28 protein-coding genes, 1 tRNA gene and 1 pseudogene are annotated in these 26,297 nt (G+C 46.0%); 14 read left to right on the top strand and 16 right to left on the bottom strand.

The annotated features are described in order from the left end of the window. Positions 1-48: 48 nt before the first annotated feature. The 4 genes and pseudogenes from GC097_RS34215 to GC097_RS13015 all read right to left on the bottom strand — a co-directional run. Positions 49-564: pseudogene (locus GC097_RS34215) on the bottom strand (TerD family protein); the annotation flags it as partial. A gap of 159 nt (positions 565-723) precedes the next feature. Beyond that, on the bottom strand, positions 724-945 hold the full coding sequence (locus tag GC097_RS13025) for a hypothetical protein (RefSeq protein ID WP_171683715.1): 222 nt from the start codon (positions 943-945) through the stop codon (positions 724-726). A gap of 135 nt (positions 946-1,080) precedes the next feature. After that, the gene (locus GC097_RS13020; protein WP_171683714.1) at positions 1,081-2,304 is read right to left on the bottom strand and encodes an amidohydrolase; all 1,224 of its coding nucleotides are present in this window, start codon (positions 2,302-2,304) and stop codon (positions 1,081-1,083) included. Between the two features lie 38 nt (positions 2,305-2,342). Beyond that, positions 2,343-2,933 carry an ankyrin repeat domain-containing protein gene (locus GC097_RS13015; RefSeq protein WP_171683713.1) on the bottom strand — a complete coding sequence of 197 codons (591 nt, stop codon included), beginning with the start codon at positions 2,931-2,933 and terminating at the stop codon, positions 2,343-2,345. 121 nt (positions 2,934-3,054) lie between these two features. On the opposite strand from GC097_RS13015, the gene GC097_RS13010 reads away from it, so the two are divergent. Further along, a complete protein-coding gene (locus GC097_RS13010) occupies positions 3,055-3,930 on the top strand; it encodes a LysR family transcriptional regulator (RefSeq protein ID WP_171683712.1) in 876 nt (291 codons plus the stop codon). A 56-nt stretch (positions 3,931-3,986) separates the two neighbouring features. On the opposite strand, the gene GC097_RS13005 is transcribed toward GC097_RS13010, so the two are convergent. The 3 genes from GC097_RS13005 to GC097_RS12995 form a co-directional block, all read right to left on the bottom strand. Further along, positions 3,987-5,828, bottom strand: coding sequence for a UbiD family decarboxylase (locus GC097_RS13005; protein WP_171683711.1), 1,842 nt, complete (start codon positions 5,826-5,828; stop codon positions 3,987-3,989). A gap of 118 nt (positions 5,829-5,946) precedes the next feature. Next, positions 5,947-6,468 (bottom strand): cupin domain-containing protein, encoded by a 522-nt coding sequence (locus GC097_RS13000; RefSeq protein WP_171683710.1) that lies wholly within the window; start codon positions 6,466-6,468, stop codon positions 5,947-5,949. 151 nt (positions 6,469-6,619) lie between these two features. After that, positions 6,620-7,282: a FusB/FusC family EF-G-binding protein gene (locus GC097_RS12995; RefSeq protein ID WP_171683709.1), complete on the bottom strand. Its 663-nt coding sequence runs from the start codon at positions 7,280-7,282 to the stop codon at positions 6,620-6,622. A 333-nt stretch (positions 7,283-7,615) separates the two neighbouring features. Here GC097_RS12995 and GC097_RS12990 point away from each other — a divergent pair, with 333 nt between their 5' ends. The 5 genes from GC097_RS12990 (at position 7,616) to GC097_RS12970 (ending at position 12,975) form a co-directional block, all read left to right on the top strand. Beyond that, complete coding sequence (locus GC097_RS12990) at positions 7,616-8,503, top strand: fructose bisphosphate aldolase (RefSeq protein ID WP_171683708.1); 888 nt, start codon at positions 7,616-7,618, stop codon at positions 8,501-8,503. A gap of 99 nt (positions 8,504-8,602) precedes the next feature. Then, on the top strand, positions 8,603-8,773 hold the full coding sequence (locus tag GC097_RS12985; protein WP_171683707.1) for a hypothetical protein: 171 nt from the start codon (positions 8,603-8,605) through the stop codon (positions 8,771-8,773). Between the two features lie 457 nt (positions 8,774-9,230). Beyond that, on the top strand, positions 9,231-10,964 hold the full coding sequence (locus tag GC097_RS12980; protein ID WP_171683706.1) for an ABC transporter ATP-binding protein: 1,734 nt from the start codon (positions 9,231-9,233) through the stop codon (positions 10,962-10,964). Positions 10,965-11,149: 185 nt separating this feature from the next. Continuing rightward, positions 11,150-11,818 (top strand): DUF559 domain-containing protein, encoded by a 669-nt coding sequence (locus GC097_RS12975; protein ID WP_171683705.1) that lies wholly within the window; start codon positions 11,150-11,152, stop codon positions 11,816-11,818. Between the two features lie 320 nt (positions 11,819-12,138). Further along, positions 12,139-12,975, top strand: a complete 837-nt coding sequence (locus GC097_RS12970) for an Rpn family recombination-promoting nuclease/putative transposase (RefSeq protein WP_171683704.1) — start codon at positions 12,139-12,141, stop codon at positions 12,973-12,975. A 137-nt stretch (positions 12,976-13,112) separates the two neighbouring features. Here the strand turns inward: GC097_RS12970 and GC097_RS12965 are convergent, their stop codons facing one another. The 4 genes from GC097_RS12965 to GC097_RS12950 all read right to left on the bottom strand — a co-directional run bounded on the left by GC097_RS12965 (position 13,113) and on the right by GC097_RS12950 (position 15,707). Further along, entirely contained in the window at positions 13,113-14,375 is a 1,263-nt protein-coding gene (locus tag GC097_RS12965; protein ID WP_171683703.1) for a P1 family peptidase, read from the bottom strand. A 361-nt stretch (positions 14,376-14,736) separates the two neighbouring features. Then, a complete protein-coding gene (locus tag GC097_RS12960; RefSeq protein ID WP_171683702.1) occupies positions 14,737-15,054 on the bottom strand; it encodes a type II toxin-antitoxin system RelE/ParE family toxin in 318 nt (105 codons plus the stop codon). Then, positions 15,051-15,314, bottom strand: coding sequence for a type II toxin-antitoxin system Phd/YefM family antitoxin (locus GC097_RS12955; RefSeq protein WP_147945877.1), 264 nt, complete (start codon positions 15,312-15,314; stop codon positions 15,051-15,053). Before GC097_RS12955 ends, GC097_RS12960 begins: the two co-directional genes overlap by 4 nt. A 320-nt stretch (positions 15,315-15,634) precedes the next feature. After that, positions 15,635-15,707 (bottom strand) — tRNA-Ala (locus tag GC097_RS12950). Positions 15,708-15,907: 200 nt separating this feature from the next. Here GC097_RS12950 and GC097_RS12945 point away from each other — a divergent pair. The 3 genes from GC097_RS12945 to GC097_RS12935 all read left to right on the top strand — a co-directional run bounded on the left by GC097_RS12945 (position 15,908) and on the right by GC097_RS12935 (position 18,795). After that, positions 15,908-16,195 (top strand): hypothetical protein, encoded by a 288-nt coding sequence (locus GC097_RS12945; RefSeq protein ID WP_171683701.1) that lies wholly within the window; start codon positions 15,908-15,910, stop codon positions 16,193-16,195. Between the two features lie 16 nt (positions 16,196-16,211). Then, on the top strand, positions 16,212-16,730 hold the full coding sequence (locus GC097_RS12940; RefSeq protein WP_171683700.1) for a VanZ family protein: 519 nt from the start codon (positions 16,212-16,214) through the stop codon (positions 16,728-16,730). Between the two features lie 238 nt (positions 16,731-16,968). Then, entirely contained in the window at positions 16,969-18,795 is a 1,827-nt protein-coding gene (locus tag GC097_RS12935) for an SgrR family transcriptional regulator (RefSeq protein WP_171683699.1), read from the top strand. A gap of 50 nt (positions 18,796-18,845) precedes the next feature. On the opposite strand, the gene GC097_RS12930 is transcribed toward GC097_RS12935, so the two are convergent. Continuing rightward, positions 18,846-19,109, bottom strand: coding sequence for a hypothetical protein (locus tag GC097_RS12930; protein ID WP_246294176.1), 264 nt, complete (start codon positions 19,107-19,109; stop codon positions 18,846-18,848). Positions 19,110-19,283: 174 nt separating this feature from the next. On the opposite strand from GC097_RS12930, the gene GC097_RS12925 reads away from it, so the two are divergent. Next, a complete protein-coding gene (locus GC097_RS12925; RefSeq protein WP_246294175.1) occupies positions 19,284-19,949 on the top strand; it encodes a tetratricopeptide repeat protein in 666 nt (221 codons plus the stop codon). Between the two features lie 45 nt (positions 19,950-19,994). Here GC097_RS12925 and GC097_RS12920 read toward each other — a convergent pair whose 3' ends face one another. Beyond that, on the bottom strand, positions 19,995-21,077 hold the full coding sequence (locus GC097_RS12920; protein WP_171683697.1) for an acyltransferase: 1,083 nt from the start codon (positions 21,075-21,077) through the stop codon (positions 19,995-19,997). Between the two features lie 330 nt (positions 21,078-21,407). Between GC097_RS12920 and GC097_RS12915 the strand changes: the two genes are divergently transcribed. Together GC097_RS12915 and GC097_RS12910 are read left to right on the top strand one after the other, a co-directional pair. Then, positions 21,408-21,839 (top strand): DUF86 domain-containing protein, encoded by a 432-nt coding sequence (locus GC097_RS12915; RefSeq protein WP_171683696.1) that lies wholly within the window; start codon positions 21,408-21,410, stop codon positions 21,837-21,839. Between the two features lie 84 nt (positions 21,840-21,923). Next, the gene (locus GC097_RS12910) at positions 21,924-22,553 is read left to right on the top strand and encodes a helix-turn-helix transcriptional regulator (protein ID WP_171683695.1); all 630 of its coding nucleotides are present in this window, start codon (positions 21,924-21,926) and stop codon (positions 22,551-22,553) included. Positions 22,554-22,602: 49 nt separating this feature from the next. On the opposite strand, the gene GC097_RS12905 is transcribed toward GC097_RS12910, so the two are convergent. After that, entirely contained in the window at positions 22,603-23,235 is a 633-nt protein-coding gene (locus GC097_RS12905; RefSeq protein ID WP_171683694.1) for a bifunctional 4-hydroxy-2-oxoglutarate aldolase/2-dehydro-3-deoxy-phosphogluconate aldolase, read from the bottom strand. A gap of 179 nt (positions 23,236-23,414) precedes the next feature. Between GC097_RS12905 and GC097_RS12900 the strand changes: the two genes are divergently transcribed. After that, complete coding sequence (locus tag GC097_RS12900) at positions 23,415-23,861, top strand: DUF948 domain-containing protein (protein ID WP_171683693.1); 447 nt, start codon at positions 23,415-23,417, stop codon at positions 23,859-23,861. 14 nt (positions 23,862-23,875) lie between these two features. After that, entirely contained in the window at positions 23,876-24,247 is a 372-nt protein-coding gene (locus tag GC097_RS12895) for a YtxH domain-containing protein (RefSeq protein WP_171683692.1), read from the top strand. 48 nt (positions 24,248-24,295) lie between these two features. Here the strand turns inward: GC097_RS12895 and GC097_RS12890 are convergent, their stop codons facing one another. Next, entirely contained in the window at positions 24,296-25,411 is a 1,116-nt protein-coding gene (locus GC097_RS12890) for a phosphodiester glycosidase family protein (RefSeq protein ID WP_171683691.1), read from the bottom strand. 120 nt (positions 25,412-25,531) lie between these two features. After that, positions 25,532-26,203, bottom strand: coding sequence for a helix-turn-helix domain-containing protein (locus tag GC097_RS12885; protein ID WP_171683690.1), 672 nt, complete (start codon positions 26,201-26,203; stop codon positions 25,532-25,534). Between the last annotated feature and the right edge of the window lie 94 nt (positions 26,204-26,297).

Below are 26,297 nucleotides of genomic sequence, written 5' to 3'. Positions count from 1 at the left end.
TGCCTCCGGTTCAGCATCTTCTTCAATCTCAAGACTGAAGCTTGTGCATAGAGCAGCTAAACCGCCATGAAAACCACTGCCGATTGCATTGAATTTCCATTCCCCTTGATGCTTGTACAATTCCCCGGCAACAACGGCTGTTTCTTTCGTCAAATCCGATCCATAGTCAAAGCGGAACAGTTCTTGGCCGTTATCCCCATTCAACATCCGCACATATAAGCTGCCTGCATCCTTCATCGTGTATCCAAGTTTCTCGCCTTCATGAATCGTTACGGAAAAGGCGATTTTGGCTGTTCTCTCGGGTATTTTGGGCAGAACAATTTGGATGGCTTCTTTATCGGCCCCATGCAGGGGAAGATGACTCACAGCACCGTCCTGGCTTAGCGGGTTACCGTAAAAAATAAAATCCTCATCCCGCTCGCAGAGGCTCTGGTTCGAGAGCATAAAGCAAGCAGCGTCGATGCTCATCCCGGGTTTAGTAAACGTCCATCCGAACTGCAAACGGAGAGTGGACAGGCTGGTTCCTTTTGTAATATCTACTTTTTGGCCTTTTAAAAGATTCATCGCTCGCAACTCCATTTTTCTAGTTTGGGATGTGAAGACGACCGGAGATGCAAAAAATCCCTTGAGGCTTAACCTCAAGGGACCGGCAGCCGAAAGCACGCTTATGCCTGCGGCATCTTGCTCTGATCATTTCCCCATTTCAGTAACCGCATTCATGGGTCAGTTTACTTTAGCTTGCACGACGTTCTGAAGTACATCACAGGAAAGATCGGATTTGAAATCTTGTATATGCAGCAAAGCTTGCTGTTCTTCAATTCCTAGCACGCTTGTGAAGTAATAGAGCATATGATCATAGATTGAACCATACTTCTTAAGTTCATTGGGGTTATCAGACAAATAGTGCTGATGCTGCTTTATGAGCTTCTCGGTGACTGGTTTCAATTTGATATACCTCCAATGGATGATACATTCAATCTATCATATTTATTGGAGAGAGAACAGGAATTATTTTATGTTTTTAGATTTTTTTCATGTAAAAGTGTACTTTTAGGTGGCTTTTTCAAATTTTGCTTAGATTTACAGCGAGCCGCTTACAAGGCAGCCCTTATACCAAACGGCTTGACGCTCCGATCTTCGCGCAACGGCTTCTGCCGAACAGCTGGCAGGAAGGAGCACAAAGCTGGCAGCGTCTCCGACTTTCGGCCATACTTGTTTCCCTTGACGATCAAGCGGCGTTATTCCGCCGGTAATGAATCCGAGGGACTGAGACAACGACCATTCGTCGGTATACCCATATAATTCTGCGAACCGTCCGGCCTTATCCAATTGATCGCCATTTCCGAAAGGAGACCAGTGATCTGTCAGACTGTCTGTTGCTAATTTCACGTTAACGCCTTTGTTAAACAGCATCGGAAGCGGCATCATTGTTCTGCCGATCGGCACCGTAGATGCAATCGTCATGCCAAGTGAAGACATCCGTTCAGCCATTTCATAGGTCTCTTGCTGCGGAGCGCTTGCGAACCAGAACGCGTGGCTAACGGTCACCTTGCCTTGCAATCCGGCTTCTTCCGTCAGATCAGCAAGCCGCAGCAAAGTTTGCTTCCCTACTTCATTGCCATCGTGCAAGTGAAGATCGATGCCTGCCTTGTTCATGACAGCAAGCTCCACCATCGTCTGCAGTGATTTTTCAATATCCCCGTCCACCGAAAATGGATCTACACCGCCAACATGGGTTGCCCCTTCAGTCAGAGATTGCTTGACCAATTGCACAGAATCCGACCGGAGTAGTCCATGCTGCGGGAAAGCTACGATTTCCGATGATAGTTTGCCGGAGAAAGTGTCCAGCGCTTGCAAGGTTGCCTCTAATCGATGCAGCCCGCTGACAGGCTCGATATTGCAATGGCTTCGCACATGAGTCGCGCCAAACTTTTGGATAAGCGTCAAAATGCTCTCCGCTTGTTGTCTCGCCAGGGGCAGCAATTTAGGCAATAATCTTTTTTCTTCCTCAATCCGTTCGAAGATGCTGGACACTTTCTCCACTGCTTTCCACGGCCCATCGTAATACGTTTTATCCAAATGGATATGCGCCTCTTCGAAAGAAGGGAGCATCAGCCTCTCTTTGCAGTCGTATTTGGGAAGATGGCTTGGCAGCTTCGACTCATTTCCAATCACTTCGGCAATAGCGCCGCCTTCAATCCGAACGTGACAAATCTTCGTGTGCGTACCAACCACTTGTCCGTTTTCCGTGGCATAACCCTGTTCTAGCCGTACATTCGTTAACCAATATGAAGTATTCAACATGTTATCCCTTCCTTTTTCAATGAAATAGGAAATCCTCGTTAAGCCCCGGCGTCCACCAGTAAACGTTCGATCTCTGTAAAATGAAGCGCTCTTGCATGCTCTAGCGGCGTAACCCCGTGCTTGTCCGGAATCGTCACGTCAGCTCCGTGTTCAATAAGCAGTTGGATGATTTGTTGATGTTTGGGCCCGCCGCTGCTTAATACGATCGCTTCCATCAGCGCCGTCCAACCTAGATTGTTGATGTGATTGACATGAACCTTTGAATGGGTAAGCAGCTCTTTTACGACGTCAACATGGCCACGTTCTGATGCCGGAATAAGCGCGGTTCCTCCATATCGGTTCGTTATTGTCGGATTTGCTTCGGCGGCGTTCAATAACTTGACGATTTCGAGCAATTCGTTCGCGCCGGCGTATAAGAGGGGAGTATCTAAGATATGATCCTGTAAGTTGATATCTGCTCCTGCTTCAATCAACGCTTTTACCGTTTCTATTCGATTGCCGTGTGTGGCGGCTATAATCGGAGTGCGTCCTCGTTCATCTCTTGCATTGATATCCGCGCCATCTTGAATACACTGTATTACGAAATCAGTCTTCCCATATTCTGCTGCTTGAATGAGTGATAGTTTCATGGACGGCACCACTTCTTTCTTCGAAATATACTGTTATGGTAACATAGCCATTAGCATACGAAAAATATTTAAAAAGTTTAGTTTCCATATGAAAATCATTCGAGTGGGGGTTATCTCTTCCATGGATATACGTCAGCTTCGCTATTTCATTGCCATCGCTGAAGAGAGGCAAATTACCGCAGCCGCCCAAAGATTGCACATGACACAACCTCCGCTTGGCCAACAATTGAAGAGTATGGAGCAAGAACTGGGCGTGCAGCTTGTAAAAAGGAACGGCAAAGTATTGGAACTGACCGACGCAGGGCAAGCTTTATACAAGCATGCCGTTCATTTGACGCAGCTGATCGAAGAATCGGAGAACGAAGTGAAAGAAATCGGCATGGGTACGCGAGGCAAACTGATGATAGGCGTGAATACGTTATCTTCAGCGCCATTGCCTCAGTTGTTGCGTGTTTTTAAGACGCGGTATCCCAGAGTGACTTATAAAATACAGCAGAGCGAATCCATTCAACTTCTAAGGCTCATCAGGGAACGATCCATAGAGCTTGCCATCGTAAGGCTACCGCTGGATTTAAGTGATTTTGACATGCTGAAATTTCAATCGGAGCCTTTTTATTTCGTCATGGCCAAAAGCTTGGCGCCCGAGGTCCGCGAATTCACCTACGGTGATATTCAGCGTTATCCGCTCATTTTACCCAGCGCAGAAGGGCTTGGACTCTATCAAAGCATCATGGATCAATTTACAGAGCGTGGTTTGCATGCAAACATCATCGGGGAATGTTCGGATATCGTTACGTTATTGGAGTGGGTGTCCAGCGGGGATGGGGCGACAATCGTGCCGGAATCCATTCTGCATTTGCACCGCGGGTATGACATTCAATCCTTTGCGATTTCCGAGAATCAACTGCAGTTCGCAACCGGATTGATCTGGTTAAAAGATCGCTATCTAACCAAAGCGGCACAACACTTTATAGAACTCGTGAAAGAGTTGAAATAACGGAAACAGCACCACAAACCTCTGAGGTTCTGGTGCTGTTTTGCTGCGCAAGTATGCTATTGATGCTTTAGAATGCCTTCCAAACTGGCGCCGCTCGTAAATAATCGCTTGATGTTTTGTTCAACTGCCGGATCCGGTATTAATGGCGGTGCTTGGTGCGGTTTGATCCGGGCATCGATCACTATATTGTCGCAAGCCCAATGCTTGAACTCATAATAGCTGTTTACGCCATAAATATCGTGAGAGGGGTTGCTGCGTGTGAAGGTGGCCCAAAGGAAATTGTCGATGGCGGCGCTCATAAACTGGCTGTCATCACTAACGACGATCATTGGGCAAGAAGGAAGCGGGCCTTGTGCGCCTAGAGCTTCGCATAAATTTTGCATGTCCGACTGTGTTTCGCTATAACTTCTAAATGCGGACATCTGAATCGCAACGATGCCTGGCATCACCAAATGCGCCTGTTCAACACCCGGTATGTTATTAAAAACGGAGGGAACCTCCTGGCATAACTCTCTTTTCATATCCCCGACAGCTGCGAATACAACTTTACTGCCGCTATTTAATCCAGTTCCCGAGTAATCAAGCGTATCGATGGTCGTATTTGTATAAAAATGAATGTCTCGATGAAGATCCATACGAGCCAGGATGTAGGTCAAAAAATGCTCCACATCATGAGAGTCCAGAGGCTGGTTCTCTTCTGCTGTGATAAACAAATATTTGGCCAAGCTAACTTGTCCCGTCCCCAAAATTCGGTTGGCGATGGTGAGCAGCTCTGCCGGTTGTTTGACTTGCTGGTAGGGCGTGTAACGCTCGCTGCCAATCGCAAAGAGCAGGGGATGTACGCCAGCCGCGTCTACAGCATGAACTTCTTTGACACCGGGAATTTCTTGCTGGATCGCGTCACCTGTCAGTTCATGAATTAATGCTCCGAATGCCGTGTCCTCTTGAGGCGGCCTGCCAACGACAGTGAAAGGAAAAATCGCATTCTTCTTTGCATATACTTTATGCACTCGCATGAGAGGAAAAGGATGCGTCAGGCTGTAGTAGCCCAAATGGTCGCCGAATGGGCCCTCCGGCTTGGTTTCGCCGGGATAAATTTCTCCTGTGATGACAAAATCGGCATCATGAGAAATACAATAGCCATCGATATAGCTATAGCGGAAACGGCGTCCTGAAAGCAGACCGGCAAAGGTAATCTCACTCATGCCTTCCGGCAATGGCATAACGGCTGACAATGTGTGTGCCGGAGGTCCGCCGATAAAGCAGCTTACTTTGAGCGGAAGTCCTTGCTTCGTTGCCTTCGCTTGATGAACGCCGATGCCGCGGTGAATTTGATAATGCAAGCCGATTTCTTTATTTAATTCATACTCGTTCCCGCTCAGTTGAATCCGGTACATCCCCAGATTAGAATTCATAATTCCCGGTTTCTCCGGATCTTCCGAATACACTTGCGGCAGGGTGACGAATGCACCGCCATCCTCTGGCCAGTGGCGAATAAGCGGAAGGTCGGCGATACTGATTTCCTCAAAAGAATCGGGAAGTCCACCGGATACTTTCTGCGGCAGAGCTTTCCAGGCGGCAAGCCCTGTACCGAAATGTTGAAAGGGACTTTTCAGGGCCTTCATGGGATCGCTTCGCAAAGCGATGACGTTCTGCGTGCCCTCCCAAGTTTGTCGAAATATATATTTACTGCGCTCTACAGTTCCGAACAGGTTGGAAATAGCTCGAAACTTCGATCCTTTTACATTTTCGAACAAAAGGGCCGGGCCTCCGGCTTCATGAACTTTCATATGAATGGCTGCCATTTCAAGCTCAGGATCGACTTCTTCGTGAATGCGAACTAAATGCCCGTTCTTCTCTAAATCAATGATGCATTCTTCTAAATTTTGATAGTTCATTCGTTTGCTCCAATCAGATAGCTATTCCCCAAAAGGTCTATGTAATAATGTCAATTCTACACCATATATCGCCAAAAATAAAAACACGTCACAACGACGTGTCTGATCTTTTACTCCCTTACACAGGAAGCAGTTCATAGGCTAATTTCATAATGACTTCTTTATGCTGCGGATACTGCTCTAGTAACTCTTTTTGCGTAAACATTTCGAAATCCTGAAAATCGAACCCCGGTGCGACCATACATCCAACTAGTGAAAAAGTATCCTTTTCCATGACGGACGAACCGAAAATTGAATTTTTGGGAACTAAATATTGCGGAGTTTCGCCTTTATCGATATGAATGCCGAGTTTGACCTCCTCATAGGTGCCATCCTCCAAAATAACATGAATGGTCAAAGGGCTTCCCGCATGAAAATACCACAATTCATCCGATTTCAAGCGGTGGAAATGTGAAACATCATGGGATTGCAAGAGAAAATAAATGCTGGTATAAAGCATTCGGGAACCGTCAAACTGAACGGATAGTTCTTGATCCGTAATCTTTTCTTCCGCTTGATAGGTTCGTTTATAGTAACCGCCTTCGGGGTGAGCTTCTAGTTCAAGTTTAGAAATCCAGTATTCGGGACTATTTATTTTCATGCCATCAATTCCTTTGTATTTAAAGTAATAAGCCAGACTGTATTATAATCTAGCAAGTGTATGATTTCAATCTCAATAGGGAAACTAAAAAAAGCCATCCCGAAGTAGAACATGCTACTTTCAGGACAGCTTTATGGCATAATCGTTGCATTTATGATTCACGGTTTCCTAGCACCTTTTGAGCGAACAGTTCCAAAGCTGTTACGTCCGTGATGTTTTTGTTGCAAACCGCGCTGTCCACACACATATAGTTGCCAATCGCTTTATAGTAATCGGGCGAAGCGTTAGCCGGCTTCCATTTGGTGACCGCAGTAAATAAAGCAACTTCTTCATGTCGATTGCACAAAAAGCATACGCCTTTATTTGATGGGGTGTATCTTCCTTCGATACCGACCCATTGCCCGTTCAGATGATACACGATGAACATTTTATTCGTCGCGATGTCGACCCAGCCCAGATAAGTGACATAACGGTAATCGGTGGTTGTGAAATCAGGAGCCTTTAGCTTTTTAATTTTTGGAAAAAGTTTACTAAGCTGCTTTCCCGTCACTTGTGAAATTTCAACCATATAAGGCTTCAGAGCATGCAGATAGTGCTGGAATTCTTCTGAAGTGCGCAATGCCGCGATCTTCTCTAAGGATTGTTTGTGATCCTCTGTAATTTCCGGGAACGCTTCAACCACTTTGGATTGAGCGCTGAATCTTACCGACTCCACCACTTTAGGATCGGATACGGAATTGGCGGTTTGCTGCAGCAAATTGACCTGCTTTTTAATTAAATTATATTGATGGTTTCTAATGAATGGTTTGACCATTGCTTTTCAGCTCCTTATTTTTTATACATAACAAAAATAAGTGCAAAGCCCATTATTAGAAACGATATTAGCTGTATTGGGCGACAATGTTAACGTTACTGTCCGGCCCATGCGAAGTATCGCCCTAATCGTAGGCTTTGCATGAGCAGTTACTTATTCCGGCAAATTGATTTGCCATAGCTAACTACCACCTTTCACGGACCATTATAGAGGAATTCGACCTCGCTTTCTATGGCAAAAACAGTTATAAATCATGTATGCCTGCCTATAAAAGTGATATAATAGAAGAATTATAGTTGCCATTCAGTCCACGATAGGGAAGGGGAACATTCAATGAATACAAAGCAATTGGATCGAATCCGTACGGGAAAGGGTTTTATAGCGGCCTTGGATCAAAGTGGCGGTAGTACTCCTAAAGCTCTGCTGCAATATGGCATTAAAGAAGACAGCTATTCAAATGAAGAAGAGATGTATGGTTTGGTTCACGAGATGAGAACGCGTATTATTAAGAGTGATGCGTTTGATTCCCAGTACATTTTAGGTGCGATCTTATTTGAGAACACGATGGATCGGTCTATTGATGGGCAGTTTACCGCGGATTATTTGTGGGAGAAGAAAGGCATCGTTCCTTTTCTAAAAGTCGATCAAGGTCTTGCCGATCTTGAAAACGGGGTCCAGCTTATGAAGCCTATTCCCGGCTTAAACGACCTTTTGAAACGAGCAGTTGAGAAGAACATCTTCGGGACGAAAATGCGCTCGCTTATTAAGGAAGCCAATCCTGCCGGAATCAAAAAAGTCATCGAGCAGCAGTTTGCCATCGGCATCCAAATCGCAGAGATGGGACTGGTTCCGATTATCGAACCGGAAGTTGATATCAACAGCGCCGATAAGGCAACATCGGAAAAACTGGTAAAGGATGAAATTTTCACGCAATTATCCGCTCTTGGCAAAGACGTAAAAGTCATGCTTAAACTTTCCATACCGACGGAAGACAATTTCTACAGCGATTTAATGGAGGATCCTCACGTTGTAAGAATTGTTGCACTGTCAGGTGGTTACACACAGGCGGAAGCAAATGAAAAGCTGGCGCGCAACCACGGATTGATCGCGAGTTTCTCACGCGCATTATCGCAGGGGTTAACATCAGGACAAACGAACGATGAATTCAACGCGATGCTGTCCAAATCGATTAAAGACATTTATGAAGCCTCTATCCAATAAACTTCAAAAGCTAACGAAAACACGCGGGAGCTTGATTCAACTGGGATAAAATGCAAGCCATCGTCTCATACTAATCATGAGACGATGGAGGTGAATGCTATGCCTAAAAATGAAGCCAACCCCAAGCATGACCGCGAGAATAACCGGGCGGATAGTAAAGACAATCAGCAGAATGACGCCAGTCTTCTTGAAGAAGCGCAAACGTTATCGAGCAGCGAGGCTGTTGATTACGTCCCCAGTTTAAACAATATCAACAAAAACCAGGTTTAAGAAATAGGCTGTTCTTTTCATCGCGATCGGATGAGAGAGCAGCTTTTTTTATCAGCTTTTACGAGTGGAAGCAACGATTAAGAACAGAACTAAAATCAGCAACCATATCACTTGAACCATAAGCATCCCCGCCGATATTCCATAATGAGTCAAGTTTAACAGTTATGCGTGATAAATTCTGTTTGAAAACAAACAAAATGTAGGATTTGCTCGAAAAATAAACAAAATTGTTATAGGCATGTAGCGGTATAAAGATAAAGTTTATCTATAACCAAATAAGACCATGAGGTTTCATAATGCAATGGTTTACGATGGAATTATAAAAAACAAGGAGGCAATCGACATGAAAAAAATGATGATTTCTAATGTGCAAACATATAAGGGGAAACACATTCTTAAATCATAAACGGTTTATCCCTTATATGTGTTTTAAATAACACAAAGAAGGGGAAATTCGATGCGTGCTCCAGTTCATAAATTTTTCTCATATTACAAACCGTATTTAAGCTTGTTTATTACTGTGTTGGCCTGCTCCTTCATTACATCATTTGTAACCTTGGTATTTCCGCTGCTCGTTCGGTACATTACGAAGGATGTTCTGGAAGGAGATTTATCAACTGCTCTGGGGGAAGTGTATTGGGTTGGTGGACTAATGCTGGTTTTAGTCGCGATCCAGAATATCAGTAATTATTTTGTGGACTACAGAGGCCATGAAATAGGCGCTCGCATGGAAAGTGATATGCGCAGCGAGCTATTCGCCCACATGCAAAAGCTTCCTCTTAGCTTTTACGATAAGGAAAAGACAGGTCGGCTCATGTCCCGGATAACGAATGACCTGCTGCTGCTTTCCGAGCTGTACCATCACGGTCCGGAAGATTATATGAAATATCTCGTCCGATTTGTTGGAGCATTTACTATTTTGTTCTTTATTAACGCGCCATTAACGATCGCCGTATTCTGTTTTTTGCCGTTTCTAGGCCTCTTGGCTTTGTATTTTAATAAAATGTTGAACAAGGCAATAAATAAAAATAAAGAGCGAATCGGGGATGTCAACGCTCAGGTAGAGGATAGTCTTTCAGGTATCCGCGATGTAAAATCGTTTGCCAACGAGTCCGTAGAGATCGGGAAGTTTAACAAGGAAAATGCCCGTTTCCTCGAAAGCCGAAAGCATACATATAAAGCGGAGGCGCTTTTTTACAATAGCTTTGAAACGATTATTCAATTGATCACGATTACGGTGGTCATCTTTGGCAGTGCCAGTATCGTCGTCAACACTACGTTAGATTTGTCGGATTTGATCACTTTTTTACTCTATATCAGTTTTATGATCGAGCCGATTCAACGCCTGAATCATATGAGCACACAGCTTCAAGAAGGCGTCACCGGTTTTCAGCGTTTTATGGAAATCATGAATTTGAAGCCGTCAATCGAAAATAGTTCGAATGCCATCATCCTGCCGGAGATACAAGGCGAGATTGAGTTCAGGCAAGTTTCCTTCTGCTATGAAGAACATTTGGACAGCGTTTTACAAAACCTTTCGCTGCGTATCAAGCCGGGGGAGTATGTTGCATTAGTGGGTCCATCTGGTGCGGGAAAAACAACATTATGTTCCCTCATCCCTCGCTTTTATGATGCGATAGACGGGGAGATATTCATAGATGGGATCAACGTCCGTAATATCGACCTAGAGTCATTAAGAAAACAAATCGGTTTTGTGCTGCAGGATGTTTTTCTTTTTGCAGGGACAGTGATGGAAAATATCCGTTATGGAGATCAAGCAGCTAGCGATGAAGAAATTATCGCGGCAGCCAAACACGCCAATGCCCATGATTTTATTATGAACTTGCCAAATGGCTATGACTCCGAGATTGGCCAGCGGGGTGTCAAACTGTCCGGTGGACAGAAGCAGCGGCTAAGCATTGCTCGCGTATTCTTAAAAAATCCACCTATTCTTATTTTGGATGAGGCGACAAGCGCACTGGATAATGAGAGCGAAAAAATCATTAAGTCATCATTAGAATTGCTGGCAAAAGGGCGTACAACCATCATAATTGCCCACCGCCTATCCACAATCCGCCATGCAGGGCGAATTCTCGTATTGACGGAGGACGGAATTGTGGAACAAGGTACGCATGATGCATTGCTTGCGCGCGATGGCGTGTATGCAAATTTGTATGCTAAGCAGTTTTGAGTTGGGATGGATGAATCTATGATTCGGCGCCCCCCATGGACTAGGTATCAAATAAAAGCTCCATAATCGGACTGGTAAAACCATCCATTCCGAGATACAATAGTGTCAACGAGACGAAGAACGTCCCGCTCCATTCCTCAAAAGATGGAGCCGGGGCGTTTTTTTATTAGGGAGGTTTGACGAAAATGACATTCGAGCAGGCACACGCCACATATATACATTATCACTTGCAGAGACGGTCAGGGGAACGAAGAGGTCGACTGGATAGGGGGCACAGGGAAGCGGAGAAAATGTTTTGCAGAAATGTATGGTGGGCTCTGTTAGGAAACTTCGACGATTTGCATCCGGAATTCGAAGTGATCGATTGGCGCGGTTTGTCCTATTTTTGCGATTTTGCCTGGTTAACGCAGGCAGTGAAGCTGATCATCGAAATCAAAGGTTTCGGTCCGCACGTTCGGGATATGGACAGGCAAAAATACTGCAATGAGCTGAACCGGGAAACATTTCTAACTGCAATGGGCTACCAGGTCCTATCTTTTGCTTACGATGACGTCGCTAATCGTCCCGAGCTATGCATCACTCTGCTACGGATGGTGCTAAGCCGCTATCTGTCACAAGCTTCTCCGGTATGTATCGGAAGTGTGTCAGAAAGGGAAATCATTCGTCTTGCCTGCAGACTCGCCCGTCCGTTGCGTCCAATCGATGTCGAAACTCATCTAAGTATTAATCATCGTTCTGCTGTTCGAACGCTTCGGTCTCTCTGTTCGAAGGGACTGCTTACCGCAGTTACCGGATCAGCAGGCAAACACATTGTACGTTACGAACTTCAACGAGGCGCGTTGCAGCACTTGTAATAAGCCTGCAATCCTACATCCTTTTACTTCTTTATTAACTCACAGTGTATTTTTCCTGCAAAAGTACACTTTTAGGCGGCTCCATCTCGAAGCTAAGCTAAAATCATGAATATTCCTGTACATTCGCAGGCTTTCACTCTCAAAATCGGATTCAATCGGAAAATAACTGTATATAAGCAGGATTTGATATGCCGCTGAAGATGGGAGTAGTTAAATTTTCTTCTAAAAGTATAAAAATTAAGACGTGACTATCAAAGTTACTTTCATGCAATAGTCAGAAGCTTCATGATATAATTAAACAATAAGAATGGGGATTTTTAATGAGAGATTTACTTGACCCAAAGAACGATTTTGTTTTTAAACGGATATTCGGTAGTGAAGAAAATAAAGATGTTTTATTGGCTTTCCTAAACCGTACATTTCAAGAAGCTGGAGAACCCACGTTATCCGAAATTATTCTCATGAACCCATACACCGATAAAGACTCGCCTCAAGATAAGCAATCCATATTCGACATCCAAGCTAAGACCGCAGAGGGCAAACTGATTAATATAGAAATGCAGTTATTTAACCGCTATGATAACGAGAAGCGGACGTTGTATTATTGGAGTAAGCAATACGCTAGTCAGCTTGAAGAAGGACAGTCATATAAGAATCTAAAGAAATGTGTCACAATCAATATTCTTAACTTCTCCATCCTTCCAAATGACCGCTATTATAATGTATTTCATTTTCGGGAAGACAATACCGGCATTTTTTTAACAGACGATCTTGAAATTCAATTTCTTGAGCTGTCAAAGCTGAACCATCAACAGACCGCCGCATCTGGCGGATTGTTAAATTGGTTACTTTTTCTGAATAGTGACAATACAGATAATTGGGAGGTGCTGAAAATGCAGGAACCTAAACTTGGAAAAGCGATGACTGTTTTGGAATTCCTTAGTCAAGACGCTGAAGCACGTCGGCTTTATGAAATGAGGCAGAAGGCTTTGCATGACGAGGCTTCTTCCATGGAGGGCGCACGTGAAGAAGGTGAAAAGAAGGGCAAGCTTGAGGTTGCATCCAAAATGCTCGCAAAAGGGATGGATTTGGAATCAGTTTCTGAGCTTACCGGAATTTCAATTGTGGAGTTAAAAAAATTAACTCAAGCACACTAACATACAGCTGTCAGGGTTATTCTCCTTGGCAGCTTCATAAAACAAAGACACCACCACGATTCGTGTGACTTCTTTGTTCAGTATGGGGGCATAGGGGATCGAACCCCTGACCTTTCATATGGTTCTGAAACATCATTTCACTTCGTACTTTGCTGATGTTTAATTTCTGCTTGGGCTGCCTTTACTCCCCTGACGATGGCCTGCTCGAGCACCACCGCTGCTACGGTGCCGACTGCGGTCACGGCAGCATTGCCAATAAGCCCGCTAGTATCGGTTCCGGTAGCGATGCAGAATATTGTGTCCCCGTCACCTTGAATATGAACCGGGGAAATCGCCCGCGCCATTCCATCATGGGCGAGTGTCGCTATCCTTCCTGCCTCAGCTTTGTCTAGTTTGGCAGTGGTTGCGATAACAGCGATGGTTGTGCTTCTGCTCCGGATCGAGCTTAGCATTGGTGGTATTCCTTCAAGAATTGCCCTAGTTTGGTTAACGAATTTACCATCAGGCTCAAGAGCCCCAGCTATGATATGATCATTATCCCAAATATCTCCAAGGGCATTGACTACTACAATAGAGGCTACTATTGGCCCGCCCGGGATTTGCCAAGAGGCGGTTCCAACTCCACCCTTCATCGGCGTACCGTAGATTTTCCCTACCGTCGCACCCGCTCCAGCACCGACACTGCCTTGCGCCACGTAACCGGCCTTCGCAGCTTTTGCTGCCTTGTAGCCCAACTGTGCGTCAGGTCTGCGGGAGCCTTTCGCATAATAAAGGTCAAAAATAACAGCAGCAGGCACGGTAGGGAGCGGTCCAACACCTGTCGGGGTACCATACCCGTGCTCTGCAAGCCAGTTCACGACCCCTGCTGTTGCCGCAAGACCGAAGTTGCTGCCGCCCGTAAGAAGAACCCCCTGTATGAGGTCCGTTGCAGTTCCGGGCTTAATCGCATCTGTCTGTTCCGTACCCGGATAACCGCCTCTGACATCGACGCCGGGAACTGCGCCTTCAGGATATAAAATAACCGTACAACCGGTACGACCGCTTTTATCCTCTGCGTGCCCCACTAGGACACCCGGAACATCGGTAATACTCCCTTTGGCGTGAGCTTTTGTTCCCTGACCAATTAAACTGTTGGCACTTGGTCCAATCGGATGATTAAGTATGCCGTGATCTTCTCGATATACGGCCTTCTCGGGATGCTTCTCGCTATTGAAAAAAATTTTGTTGTATTTTTCAGGTACTCCTTTGCCTCGGTAAATCCCTGAATTCCTCAATCGAACTGGAAAACCCCAATATTTCGCCGATCGATTAGCTTTGTCTGCGTTCTTGCGCTTCTCATCATACCATGCATCCGCTGGAAGTATGATTTTCGCGGTCAATTTTGCTTTTTTTCTATCCATGATTTCAACTCCGATTTCATGTAGAATGGTACTGCTTAAAGTCCCATTGGATGACGTTCACCTATAAATAGTATGTTTGTGATGATAAATGTGCTCTGATAAAAACTAATTTTTCTCAATCGCAATTAGTAGTGAATGGCATCGACCGCCGCTCTCTTAATACCCGATACCGATCAGCATTCGTTCCGTCCGGGCGGGTGAATCCTGGGGTCACCCCTAAGAAGGCACCATAAAACAAAGACGCCACCACGAATCGTGGTGACGCCTTTGTTTAGTATGGAGCCTAAGGGGATTGCACCCCTGACCTCATAACTGCCAGCGATGCGCTCTCCCGAGTGAGCCGTTTTCACTGCCAAAAAGTTTAGAGCAAGCTGCTCCATTGCCTCTTTCCGTAAAGAATCCGAATGATTGTAACGATTTCTTCTTTTTCTGAGATGACATAGAACACGATGTACGAGTCCACGAGTATATGTCTGATGCCATCTGCTGCCAATCGCTCATCGCGAACTAAACCGTTTATAAAAGGCATTAGCTCCAATTGAAAAGTGGCTTCAGCGATTTTGGCAATCATTTTTCGCGCTGTCGTAGGTTCCAATAATTCGTTTGCGATATAGTCGGCGATGTCCCGCAAATCCGCTTCTGCCAGCTCAGTGATCACTAAACGATATTTTTGGCTCACTCCGAAATTCCCTTCTCGATGTCTGCAAGTGCCTCATGAAAAGGTCGTACCTTCTGTTTTTTCAATTCATCCATACCTTCATCCAGCAGCTTATAAAGTTCGAACTTTCCAACTATTTTTTCGTATGTTTCAATACTCATTACAGCTAAATCGCCTTGGCCATTTTTTGTAATGTAGACAGGTTCATCATATTTATGGCAAAACTCAGATATCTCGTTGTAATGATTTCTTAGATCTGAACTTGGTCGAATATTTGGCATATTAATTCTCCTTCGGTCAGGTTATATCGTTATTTTATCAAAATAACGATACGGGCTCAAGGTCATTGAGCCTTATTTAGTTTATATGTTAAAAGAACAAAATCAAGGGATGTCCGAATCCTAATCTAAATAGCTGACGAAGCAAAATCGATGAAGACAACCTTAGCGGTAGATTCAGACGCCGTGCTCCTACACTCGAAGCAAAGCTACGAAGTCTATTCATTCGTGCCGTCCGCGCGGGCGAACCCATCGGGGTTCTCTCCCCACGGCTAAAAGAAAGAAGCACCACAACCCAAATGGTTGTGGTGCTTCTTTTTCTATGGAGCCTAGGGGGATCGAACCCCTGACCTCATCGCTGCCAGCGATGCGCTCTCCCAGCTGAGCTAAGGCCCCAAAATGTCGTATAAGTTATGCCGACTTTTCGTATTATACATGAATTATTTGAAGTAGGCAAGCCCTTTCTGCAGATAATTCTTTTTGTTTTAAATGCCTGCGACGTTTCTGTTGCAGACCGTGCCAAACGTTGTTTTCATTCCTATATTCATGCTAACCTAGTAGCAGAAACTAGTTGATCGTGTAGGAGTGACGAAAGAGTGTCAAATGCGGTGTTGTATTGGCTTTTCTTAGGGATATCTTTTGTATTGCCGTTTGTGATTGGCGTGTGGTTAATGCGGAAAACGAATCGGCTGGGATTCTCTTTCTGGATAACGACAGCCTTAAATATTGTAATGACGCTGGCCGCAGCGTTCTGGTGGAAATCAGTGACGGAGGATCCGTTCCGCATGATGTTTGGGATGGCGTTCTATGGGGTGTCGGCGGTTAATTTGATGGTCATCGAGTTTTTTGCGCTATTCAGTATTCGTAAAAAAATGAATTCGTAGAGGGGATGGTTTCTACATGACGCAATCTTCTTCCAAACTTTTTTTCTATGTGTTTACCTTTGCTGCCGTCCTATGGATGGCCTTTATTTTTTTAAAATCCGGCCAGACGTATCAGCAGCAGAGCCTGCGGCCGTTGCTGGAAACAAAGCTTGCTGGAACAGCACTCTTAAATCACTTCCCGCATGTGGCATTCACGTATGACGGTCAACAGATCACGTGGCAAGACCCGATCGGTGTCATTGAGTTCTTCATAAGAAAAGCAGGGCACATTAGCGAGTTCGCTATCCTGGCCCTGCTCTGGATCATGGCTTTGCTTTGCAAGCCGGTACGGATGATCATGGCTTTGCTCACCTCCTCAATCATTTCGGTGCTTTATGCGGCTACCGATGAATGGCATCAAACGTTTGTTGAAGGTCGTACGGGTCATGCGATCGATGTGGCCGTTGATACCATCGGAGTGTTTCTGGCAGTTCTTTTAGTCCTTGCGATTGTGTGGATTGGCTCTGCGATTAGACGAAGAAGAAGAAGCTGCTAATCATCATATAAACTTTTCTTTTTTTGATGGCTTTTAATTTCCATAATTCGCGAGCCTCGACTTCCAATTCGTGCTGCTGCCATTGCATTAATTTCTCAGTTGCGTATAGGTTTGCTGGGTGCATTGTTCGATCACCTTCCTTTCATTTCCTGTTAGATCTAGTTTACATCTAGAATAAGGGGAACAAAAAGTGTATAATTCACTTTAACAATTTCCCCTTTTGAGAAAGGAACGGATCATGCAGCTTTTGTCACACTTTTTGGAGCTTCGTTCCAGCTTTGCACATGGCGTAGAGCATGAACCGCAGCCTATCACGTTAGAAGAGTTATCTGAACGGATGTATTGCACAACAAGGAATGTAAAGATTTTGCTGAAAAAAATGATGGAGCAGGACTGGATTTACTGGAAGCCCGGAAGAGGACGAGGCAATGTCTCGGAACTAACGTTCCTGGTTTCCGCTGAGGATATGATTTCCAAACAGGCGATGGAGCTTGCTGCTCAAGGGGATTACAAAGGGACGATCGAACTCATTCACCAATTAGGCAGGGGAGAAGCTTTGCAGGACTCTTTCGTCGATTGGTTGTTTAGCTATTTCGGCTATCGTACCGTCGTCCAAGCGGAGTGCTACAGGGATACACTGCGTTTCCCGGTCTATAAATGGCTTGTTTCGCTTGATCCGGCTTACAGTTTTTTCGCGTTTGACACCCATCTGATCAATCAAATTTTCGATACGCTCGTCCAATACAATCCCCGTACACAGATTGCGGAGCCGCACCTGGCGCATTATTGGGAGAAGAGTGAGGACGGACTTCATTATACGTTTTATTTGCGGAAAGGGGTCCTCTTCCACCATGGCAGGGAGATGACGGCAAACGATGTCTGTTACTCCTTTTCACGGCTGAGGGATCTCGGTCTCTCGGCTTGTCAAAGTTGGATGACGGAAAGCATCGAGAACATTAGGGTACTGAACCGCAGTGCGATTGCGATCGAGCTAAAGCAGCCGAACGAGCTGTTCCTGCAGCAGCTGGCGCATCCTTCGCTAGCGATTGTGCCGGAAGAAATTTGCCGGGACAATGAAGGTATTTTCGGGCGGATGCCAATTGGAACAGGGCCGTTCAAGCTGGAGCGAAATGATGATTATATTTGTAAGCTTCGAGCGTTTGACAGCTACTTTGGGGTCAGGCCGCATTTGGATCAATTGGAAATATGGCTTTTGCCGCAGGAGCTTTATGAGGTTGGTCCCAGTTGGGATATGGTTCAGGTGCTGTGCGACCACACGAATTCCCGCAAACCGGCGGGAGCGGTCGGGAAAGATTCGGAATGGCATCAGATCGAACAATCGATTCTGGGATGCTCCTTGCTTACTTTTAATCAGGGGAAAAAAGGTCCTCAGCAGCACCCCAATTTCCGGAAAGCCATTGACTTGATCATAGACCGGGAACGAATGATTGAGCAGCTTGGAGGCTTCAGGGAAGCACCGGCAAGCTCATTTTTGCCTGCGATGAATGATAAAGGGAGTGCGGATGCGTATCGCACTGATTTGGAGGAGGCCAGGCGCCTTTTGGAAGACATGGGATACGACGGAGAACTCGTTCGCATGTATATTTATAGCCATAACAACGAGGATGCACTGTGGATTTGTGAGCAATGCGTCAAAGTCGGCATTCGTATTGAACTGACAACGAGAAGCATGTCGGACATGATGCGGCTGGAGACCATCCATGAAGCCGATCTAATTTTCTATCATATTTGCTTGGAAAGCGAGTATGATCTCCATATTATCCAGACGCTTAAGCAGAGCAACAGCTATGTTCGTGCGCATTTGCATTCGGAACAAAAGGTATGGATAGACGAAGAAATCGATCGGATTCTTACCATTCCACACCTCGAAGAACGTATCGCAAGACTTCATGACATGGTGGAAGTGCTGCAGGAAGACAAATCTTTTCTCTTCGTGCTGCATCGCTCCCAGCAGACCACGTATCATGATTCGATCAGAGGTGTATGCATTAACGATTTGGGTTGGGTTGATTTTCGGAAAATCTGGTTTACGCCTAGCGGTTGATAAATTCTGGTTATCCTGGAAATACTCTTGGTAAAATGAAAAAACGACCGTTAAGGTCGTCGGCTTCTGGGCTCGTAGCGGTTCTCCATCCCCATCCAGCGGGCATTCGCAATGAAAAAACCGATGAAAAAGAATAGAACTAAGCGAATCGGCACCCAAACTAAGCTAAGTTCATGCGTGTTAAGCAATTCTATGATGCTAAATAAGGCCGTTAGCCCGACACCCCAAGGGAGAAGGCCGAAATTCACTAAATATTTGGTACGGCCAAGCTGCTTTCTTTTCAGCCAAATGGCTTTGCGTGGATCTTCGCTCATGTAGAAACTCCCTTTTTCTTTTTATTATAGCATTGCTTGAAAAAAATCTCGAATCTGTGATTCGGAAGAAGCATCCGTTCATATGCTAGTCATTAGAAGGGTGTTTTTTAGTGGAAAAGATGTCCAATGTCCTCATATTATGGTAGTATAAGGAAGTTGAAAGGAGGGGTCATTTTGTTACTCAAACTTGTTGCCTTTGGTCTCTTATGGCGTCTTGTCGGCAATCCGTTTCTTGCACTTCTGATTCTATTAATCATTTTATATGTGCTAGATAGAAGATATATCGGATTAACACCGAATATTTTTAAGCCGTTTCAATTAAGGCGAAGAGCATCCAGGCTGCGAATCGATTTGCACGCTAACCCGCATAATACGTCAGCGAAGCTGGAGCTGGCAAGGAATTTGCTGCAGCGGGGTAAATTCCAAGAAGCTCTTCCCTACTTGGAACAAGCGCTGCCGGTCATGGAAGATTCCGCCGATGTCCACTACGAGATCGGACTTTGCTACTTGAAGCTGGGGAATCTGAGCAAAGGGGAAAGCTTCATGCTCAAAGCGATTGAGCTGAACCCGCGGGTGAAATACGGCGAAGCCTATTTACGCTTAGGAGAAGCTTTGGCGCGTGTCGCACCCGAACGAGCTGCGCAGCTCATCGAGCAGTTTCGCGATCTGCACACTTCGTCGGTAGAAGCTTACTACCGGCTTGGCCTGCTGTATCAGCAGCTCGGGCGCGTGGATGACGCGAAGCGCACATTCCGCGAAGCGCTGCAAATTTACAGCGGCTTGCCGCGATACAGCCGCAGACAACAGAGGCGCTGGGCGCTGCTAGCCCGCTTTAAATAAAGCAAGGGCTGTCGCCCAATGATTTAGACCAATTAAAAAGAGGAGCTAAGCGGACTTGAACTTGCTTAGCTCCTTTGATTTTAGCATCCAGTGGGTACGAGTAAATGCGTACAGCTGTATGCACAGCCAAGACCCGAGAAGGCTGATGAGAATCGATGCGACCGTGTGCAGATCGTAGATCCAGATCCGACCCGAAGGCGGAACGGAGCGATCCCATAGCGTTAGCAGCGCGGGATGCACGAGATAGATGCCGAAGGATGCCGCGCCCAAAGCGGAAAGGCTGGAGCCGAGCTTTGAACGGCTGGCGAGCCGGGCTTGCGACCAGCGGACACAACATAGCGGCATGGACATGCAGTATACAAGGAGAGCCAGCTCAAACCATACATTTCCAATAGCCGTTAGGCCGTATTGATGGAGGAGCAGCATTCCCACGAATGTGGCGCCCGCAAGGCACATGATGGTCCATATTAATTGCTTATACCGCTCGGACCAGGCAACAATTGCCGTATAATGAATGCCCATGAAAGCCCCGAACGCAAACAGCGCCGAGTAGCTTACAAAAAGCGAGGCATATTCCGGAAGGGGATGCACCTCATGATGAAACGCATACGCTGCGGCTTGCACGCCGATGCCGAGTGGAATCAGCCATTGACGAAGCCAGGCTGACCGTCTAACGGCAGTGATCAGAAGCGGGAACAAAAGATAAAACTGAACGATAATGACCATATAATAGAGATGATAGCTGGCGTTCCCGGAAATAAGCAGTTTTATAAAGTAAATGACATCAAATTGAATGTTTCCATGAAACATGAATTGATTATATAAATAATAGAAAAGGGAACATAGCACATAAGGAATGAGGATTCTTCGCAACCGTTTGGTCCAGAAGACGCGTGACATTCCGGGCTCCCAGCGATCGTAATACGTATAGAAAAGAACGACGCCGCTGATCCAAATAAACAAGGGAACGGTAAATAAACTGGCCTTATTGAGCATGAAAAAAACGGCTTGAGAGCCGCTGCCGAGCGAAAGCTGAGTAGCGCCCGATGTGCTGTGAATAAGAACAACGGCGATAATGGCGATGGCGCGGACGAGGTCGATTTCGGGTAGTTTTGGCCTTGATGGCATGACGGTGATCTTCTCCTTTTTGACTTTTTTCACTGTAACATGAATGACAAAGGAGGACAATACTCGACGCTAGGCGACTTGCTTGACGCTCTCCAGCTAGCGCGATAAACTGAGAGAAGCAAGGATAAACGACTTCGTCGTCCTATTAGGATGGGCGCGTTTGTCAAGGTAGATGCGAAGCAAAAGTATAAAAGCGAAAGCCAAGAGGGTGAATGCACGTGAGCTACGAATATCTCATGCAAGCGGTATTGTTAATTTTTCTGGTTATCATTACTTTTTTTGCAATGTTGATTTGGACGAAATGGCGAAAAAGAGGACGGAGATAGCACCATGTATTTTATTAACCATGAACAGATTGATCAAAGAATTCAGTTTCTCTCGGTATTAGCCGAGTCGAGTAAACAGTTGGAGCAGCAGTGGGAGCAAGGCAACGCTGATCTTGTTTGGCAGCTGGCGCAAGAGCGTGTCCTGCACTTAGCTATAGAAACCGTAACGGACGTCGGGAGCCTGTTGATCGATGCCTTTATTTTAAGAGATGCAAGCAGTTATGAGGATATCGTGGAAATCGTGCATGGCGAAGGCGCTTATTCGGAGACCTTGACGGAAACGCTGCTTCAGCTCGTGAAGCTTAGAAAGCCTCTTGTTCAGGACTTTGTAGATTGGAACCGTCAAGAGCTGCATCCTCTGATCGCTAAACTTCCGGCGGCTTTTGAAGAGTTTGCTGCGAGTGTGCGGGCATTTATCAAGAGTGAATTGGAATAACATACATCCATGTTTCTTAATTTACATCTTGGAAGTGATGCTGTAAAATGAGACATAATGACTGTTCCGAGGGTAGGTGAGCTAATGAATCAAGCACTTGAGACATCTACGCGTAAAGTGATTCTTTCCATGCTCAAAACTAGCGGACCTCTAAGCGTTCAAGAGATGTCCAAACAGCTCGGAATTACGGAGATGGCTGTCAGGCGTCATATTCATTCCATGGAAAAGGATGATCTGCTCGAAACGAAGCTTGTCCGGCAAGCGATGGGGAGGCCGACTAACGTGTATACGTTAGCTCCTAAGGCAGATGAACTATTTCCCAAGAAATATATGCAGTTGACACTCGATTTATTGGACGAACTACTTGAAGATCAAGGGCATGAGAAGATCGAGCGGCTTTTTGAAGGCCGTCAAGATAAGCTTGAATCTCGTTACCAGCCGCGCATGCTGGACAAAAGCTTGGAAGAACGCGTAGCTGAGTTAGCGCAAATTCAGAATGAGAATGGGTATATGGTTGATTGGTCACAAACAGGTACCGACGCCTATACGTTTAGCGAGCACAATTGCCCGATCGCCCAAGTGGCCAATACATTCGGGCAGGCCTGCCAGTGCGAGTTGGCCTTGTTTCGGAATTTGCTGGATGCCAAGGTTGAGCGCACAGAATGTTTAGCCAAAGGCGCAAACAAGTGCGTCTATATCATCAGCCAGAAATAAATAACCATCTTCCTCTTTGCATTCATGGAGGAGATGGTTATTTTTGCGTCTATCGCGAAGCCGCAAGCAGACGGGCAGCTTTGTCCGTCACCCAATCGAAGCGGCCGGCTTCGATTTCTTTTAGATTAATCAGCGAACCGCCGATTCCCAGTCCGTAGCAGCCTAAATCCAGAAATTGCTTAATGTTTTCTTCGGTAACTCCGCCAACGGCCATCATCGGAATATGGTCCAGCGGCGCCATTAATTCCTTGATATAGGCGAGGCCCAGGCTTGCGCTCGGGAATATTTTAATCGCGGTAGCGCCAGCTTTCCACGCTTTGACGACCTCGGTCGGTGTCATCGCTCCGGGGAAAATCGGAATCCCCTCGCGGCTTGCGTAACGAATGACATCCTCATCCAAATTCGGTGTCACGAGGAATGCGGCGCCTGCTTGTACCGCTTTCTGCGCATCCTCCACATCGAGCACGGTACCTGCCCCAATATACATTTGCTCGCCAAGCCGATCCTGCAGCTCGCTAATCATCGTTAGCGCCCCAGGCGTATTGAGCGTGACCTCCATCACGGTGACCCCACCTTTCAACAGCGCTTCGGCAACGGAAAGAATGTGGGCTTCCTTCACGCCTCGGACAATGGCAATAATGCGGGTGCGTTCAATTTCCTTCAATCCTTGCTCTCGGTTCATCCTGCTCCTCCAGATGGTTAATAGTTCGATTTGTTTTTCATTATGACAGGTCCCTGAAATTTTTCCAGCTTTTTTGTGTCAAAACAAGTTGCTCCTGCCTATACTGTAGTAATTCATAGGCATTCGTCTAGAAGCCGACCTTCGATCCAACCGCTTTTTAGACCCAGGAGGTGCCCGCCATGACTTGGATGGAGATTAGTGCAGTCAGTTCCGCTCTTGCTTTTATCGTGCTTGTCGTCTTTATGGTCCGCACGTTGATCGCGGCAAAACAGATGCTGCATCAGCTTAGCGTTACGGTTGCTCAAACGGAGCAGCAATTAGCGAAGACAGCCGGGGAAGCCGAGCAGTTATTGAAGCAAGCCTGCCAGCTGACCGAAGATGTGCACATGCAGGTGCTGGCGATAGAGCCGACTATACAATCCATCGAGAAGACAGGAGCAGCTATCGGGGATGTCGCTTCTGTCCTTCGCAATGGTACGCGAATGATGAACGAATCGCTTCATGGTGCGGAAAGGGTTGTACATACCCACCAGAAGCGTATACAGGACGTCATGGAGTGGGCGACGACGGGCTATGAGCTGTGGCAGAGATGGCAGGCGAATCGGAAAGCCAAATCAGACAATTAAGGAGTGGATTTCACATGGCAGGCGAAAAAAAGGGAAAAGATCTTCTCATCGGTGCGGTTGTAGGAGGTTTGCTTGGCGCAGCGACAGCTTTGTTGTTCGCACCGAAATCCGGACGTGAGCTAAGAAGCGACATTGCGGAGAATGCCAAAGCGGTTAGTGACAAAACGGTGCAAATCGCCAGTACAGTATCCCAAAAAACGCAAGATGTCGCGAAATCCGTAAGTACGACAACATCTGATTTCGTAGGCAAAGCGAAAGACACAGCGGCTAATGTGATTGACACGGTACGCTCTTGGAAAGAGTCCAAAAACGATGACGCTGATTTGCTGGATGACGTGGAAGAATCAGAGGCAGCGGAAGATTTGGTTATTCTAGGCAACCGCTAAACGCGCAAAAAAAGCAGGAAGCTCGCGTAGAGCTTTCTGCTTTTTTTCTTACCACTTAGATGGATCAATCTTGCGAATATCCAGGCCTTCCCAGACGTTCTTGATAGGCGCTGTTTCCGGATGTTCGAAAAGCAGCCATGCCGTAGGAAGATAACGTTCTCCGTATTCACTGGAAGGCTTGTTGATGATGGTGTTGTTGTGGACAAGAACCGTAGACGCTCCGCCGTCTAAATTAGCAGCCGTGACGGCGCCATGCTCCAGGAAAATCTCCTGAATATCGTACAGCGTTGCGCCTATGCTGTGCTTTTGTCTGCCATCGATGATGGCAAACAGAATGGAGCCGTCTTTGGTTTGCGCCATGCTCGTTCGCGGAGCAATGCCCCAGCCGTCGGCTTGGCTTTTGATTTGGCCGACGCCATTGACGATAAACCGCGGGGAGAAGGAAACGGCTTCCTGAACGCCCATCTCCACCAGTTCGGAAACTTTATACTTGCCGGCGATCATGCGTCCTTCTTTATCGATCCCGACGACCTGTACGGTGCCGTTCATGCCTTTGTCATTGTAAAAGATTTTGCCGCCCGAGATCACAATCCCTTCCGGTTGAAACCCATTGCCCTCCCAGTTGGGGTCGATGAAGCCTCCGCCGTTGACGCCGAGAATCGCTCCCGTCCTTTTGACCATGGAGGATACTTTCTCGCCTTTGCCTACTTTCTCAGGAACGGCAATCCGCAGCTTTTTGGGATCAGAGATGGTGACAAGCTGGCCTTTGAAATTCGTACCCGAAATCGGTTCGATTGTGACGAGCTCCTTCTTGACAGCCACTGGGGCGGTAGAACTGACCGGTTCCAGCTGAACAATCCCTTTATCTTTCTCATCGCCCATTTCATCAAATTGCTTCCAATAAGTTTCCACTCGCTTCTGTAAATCATCGGAGCCGATTAAAAATTTGGCCCAATCCCTGTGCTGCGTCGTAATCAACGTATCCGCCATCATGAGTCGAACGGTAGTGCCTGATGCAGTAAAGAAAAACCAACATAAAGACAGTACGGAAAGAAGAGCAATACTCAAAATCGTATACAGAAAAAAACGCATGCCCGCAGAACGCTTTCGGCTGTTCACTCTCGTTTGCCGAGACAGCGGGGAGGTAGTCTGTTGTACAGCCATGAATTCAATACCAACCCTCTCTACCAAGAAATCAATTCATCAACCCTTATAGATAGACGAAAAGAAAGGAGTAAAGTTTCATTCTTGCTAAAACTTTACTCCTTATTTTGTAAAATCTTGTTAGGTTGGACGTTTTACAGAAGATAGCAGAGAATCCGCTGACGATTGACGGTCGTAGTGAAATTCCAAGCCCATGCCTGTATTCCGGGCCACGCTGCGCACAATGAGATCGTGATACTTCTTTTGGCGAATGGCCGCAATGACAACACATTTGGAGATGCCAAGCGGGTCAAAATAAAGTTTTCCATCTTTTTCATTGTATTTTTGTATCTGGTTCATATTGACGAAAAGGTCCGTATCCATTTTCTTGAAGCCCATCTCTTCAAGCTTGTCCAAAAAAAGACTGAAATCAAGCAAGGAATTCACGCCTTGGCTGATGCGTTCGAATCGAGTGTGATAAATCATTTCTTTGGAACTGACTTCAATAAAAAGAGTATCCGACATGGAGACAGGTTCCTGCATAGCGGTCTGGCTGCTGCTTGCGAAATCATTCTGGTTCTCGAGATAGCCGGCTTTCTCCATTAAATCGGTATACGGAATGTTGTAGGCATCCGACAGCTTTTTTAGCGTAACTGGCGATGGGTTGATTTTCTCATTGGTCGAGCGGTTTCGCTCTAATTCCAGATCTCTGATGTAGGCATGTGAAAGTCCGCTTTTGTTAGCTGCCTCGCGCAGGGACATTTTGCCCCTCAAGCTTTCCAAAAACTTACCGAATCCTTCTAATTGCTTCATAGTGATGAATCCCTCCATATTGTTTAATTGTAAATGAGTTTCATGGAAATGAAAATGTTTAGACGTGAATTGGTGCCATTTTCCTTAAATCCCT

It is taken from the genome of Paenibacillus planticolens (genome assembly GCF_013141725.1).
GTDB classification, from domain to species: domain Bacteria; phylum Bacillota; class Bacilli; order Paenibacillales; family NBRC-103111; genus Paenibacillus_E; species Paenibacillus_E planticolens.
The sequence above is the reverse complement of the archived record's forward strand: the minus strand, read 5'-3'. Positions and strand labels throughout refer to the sequence as shown.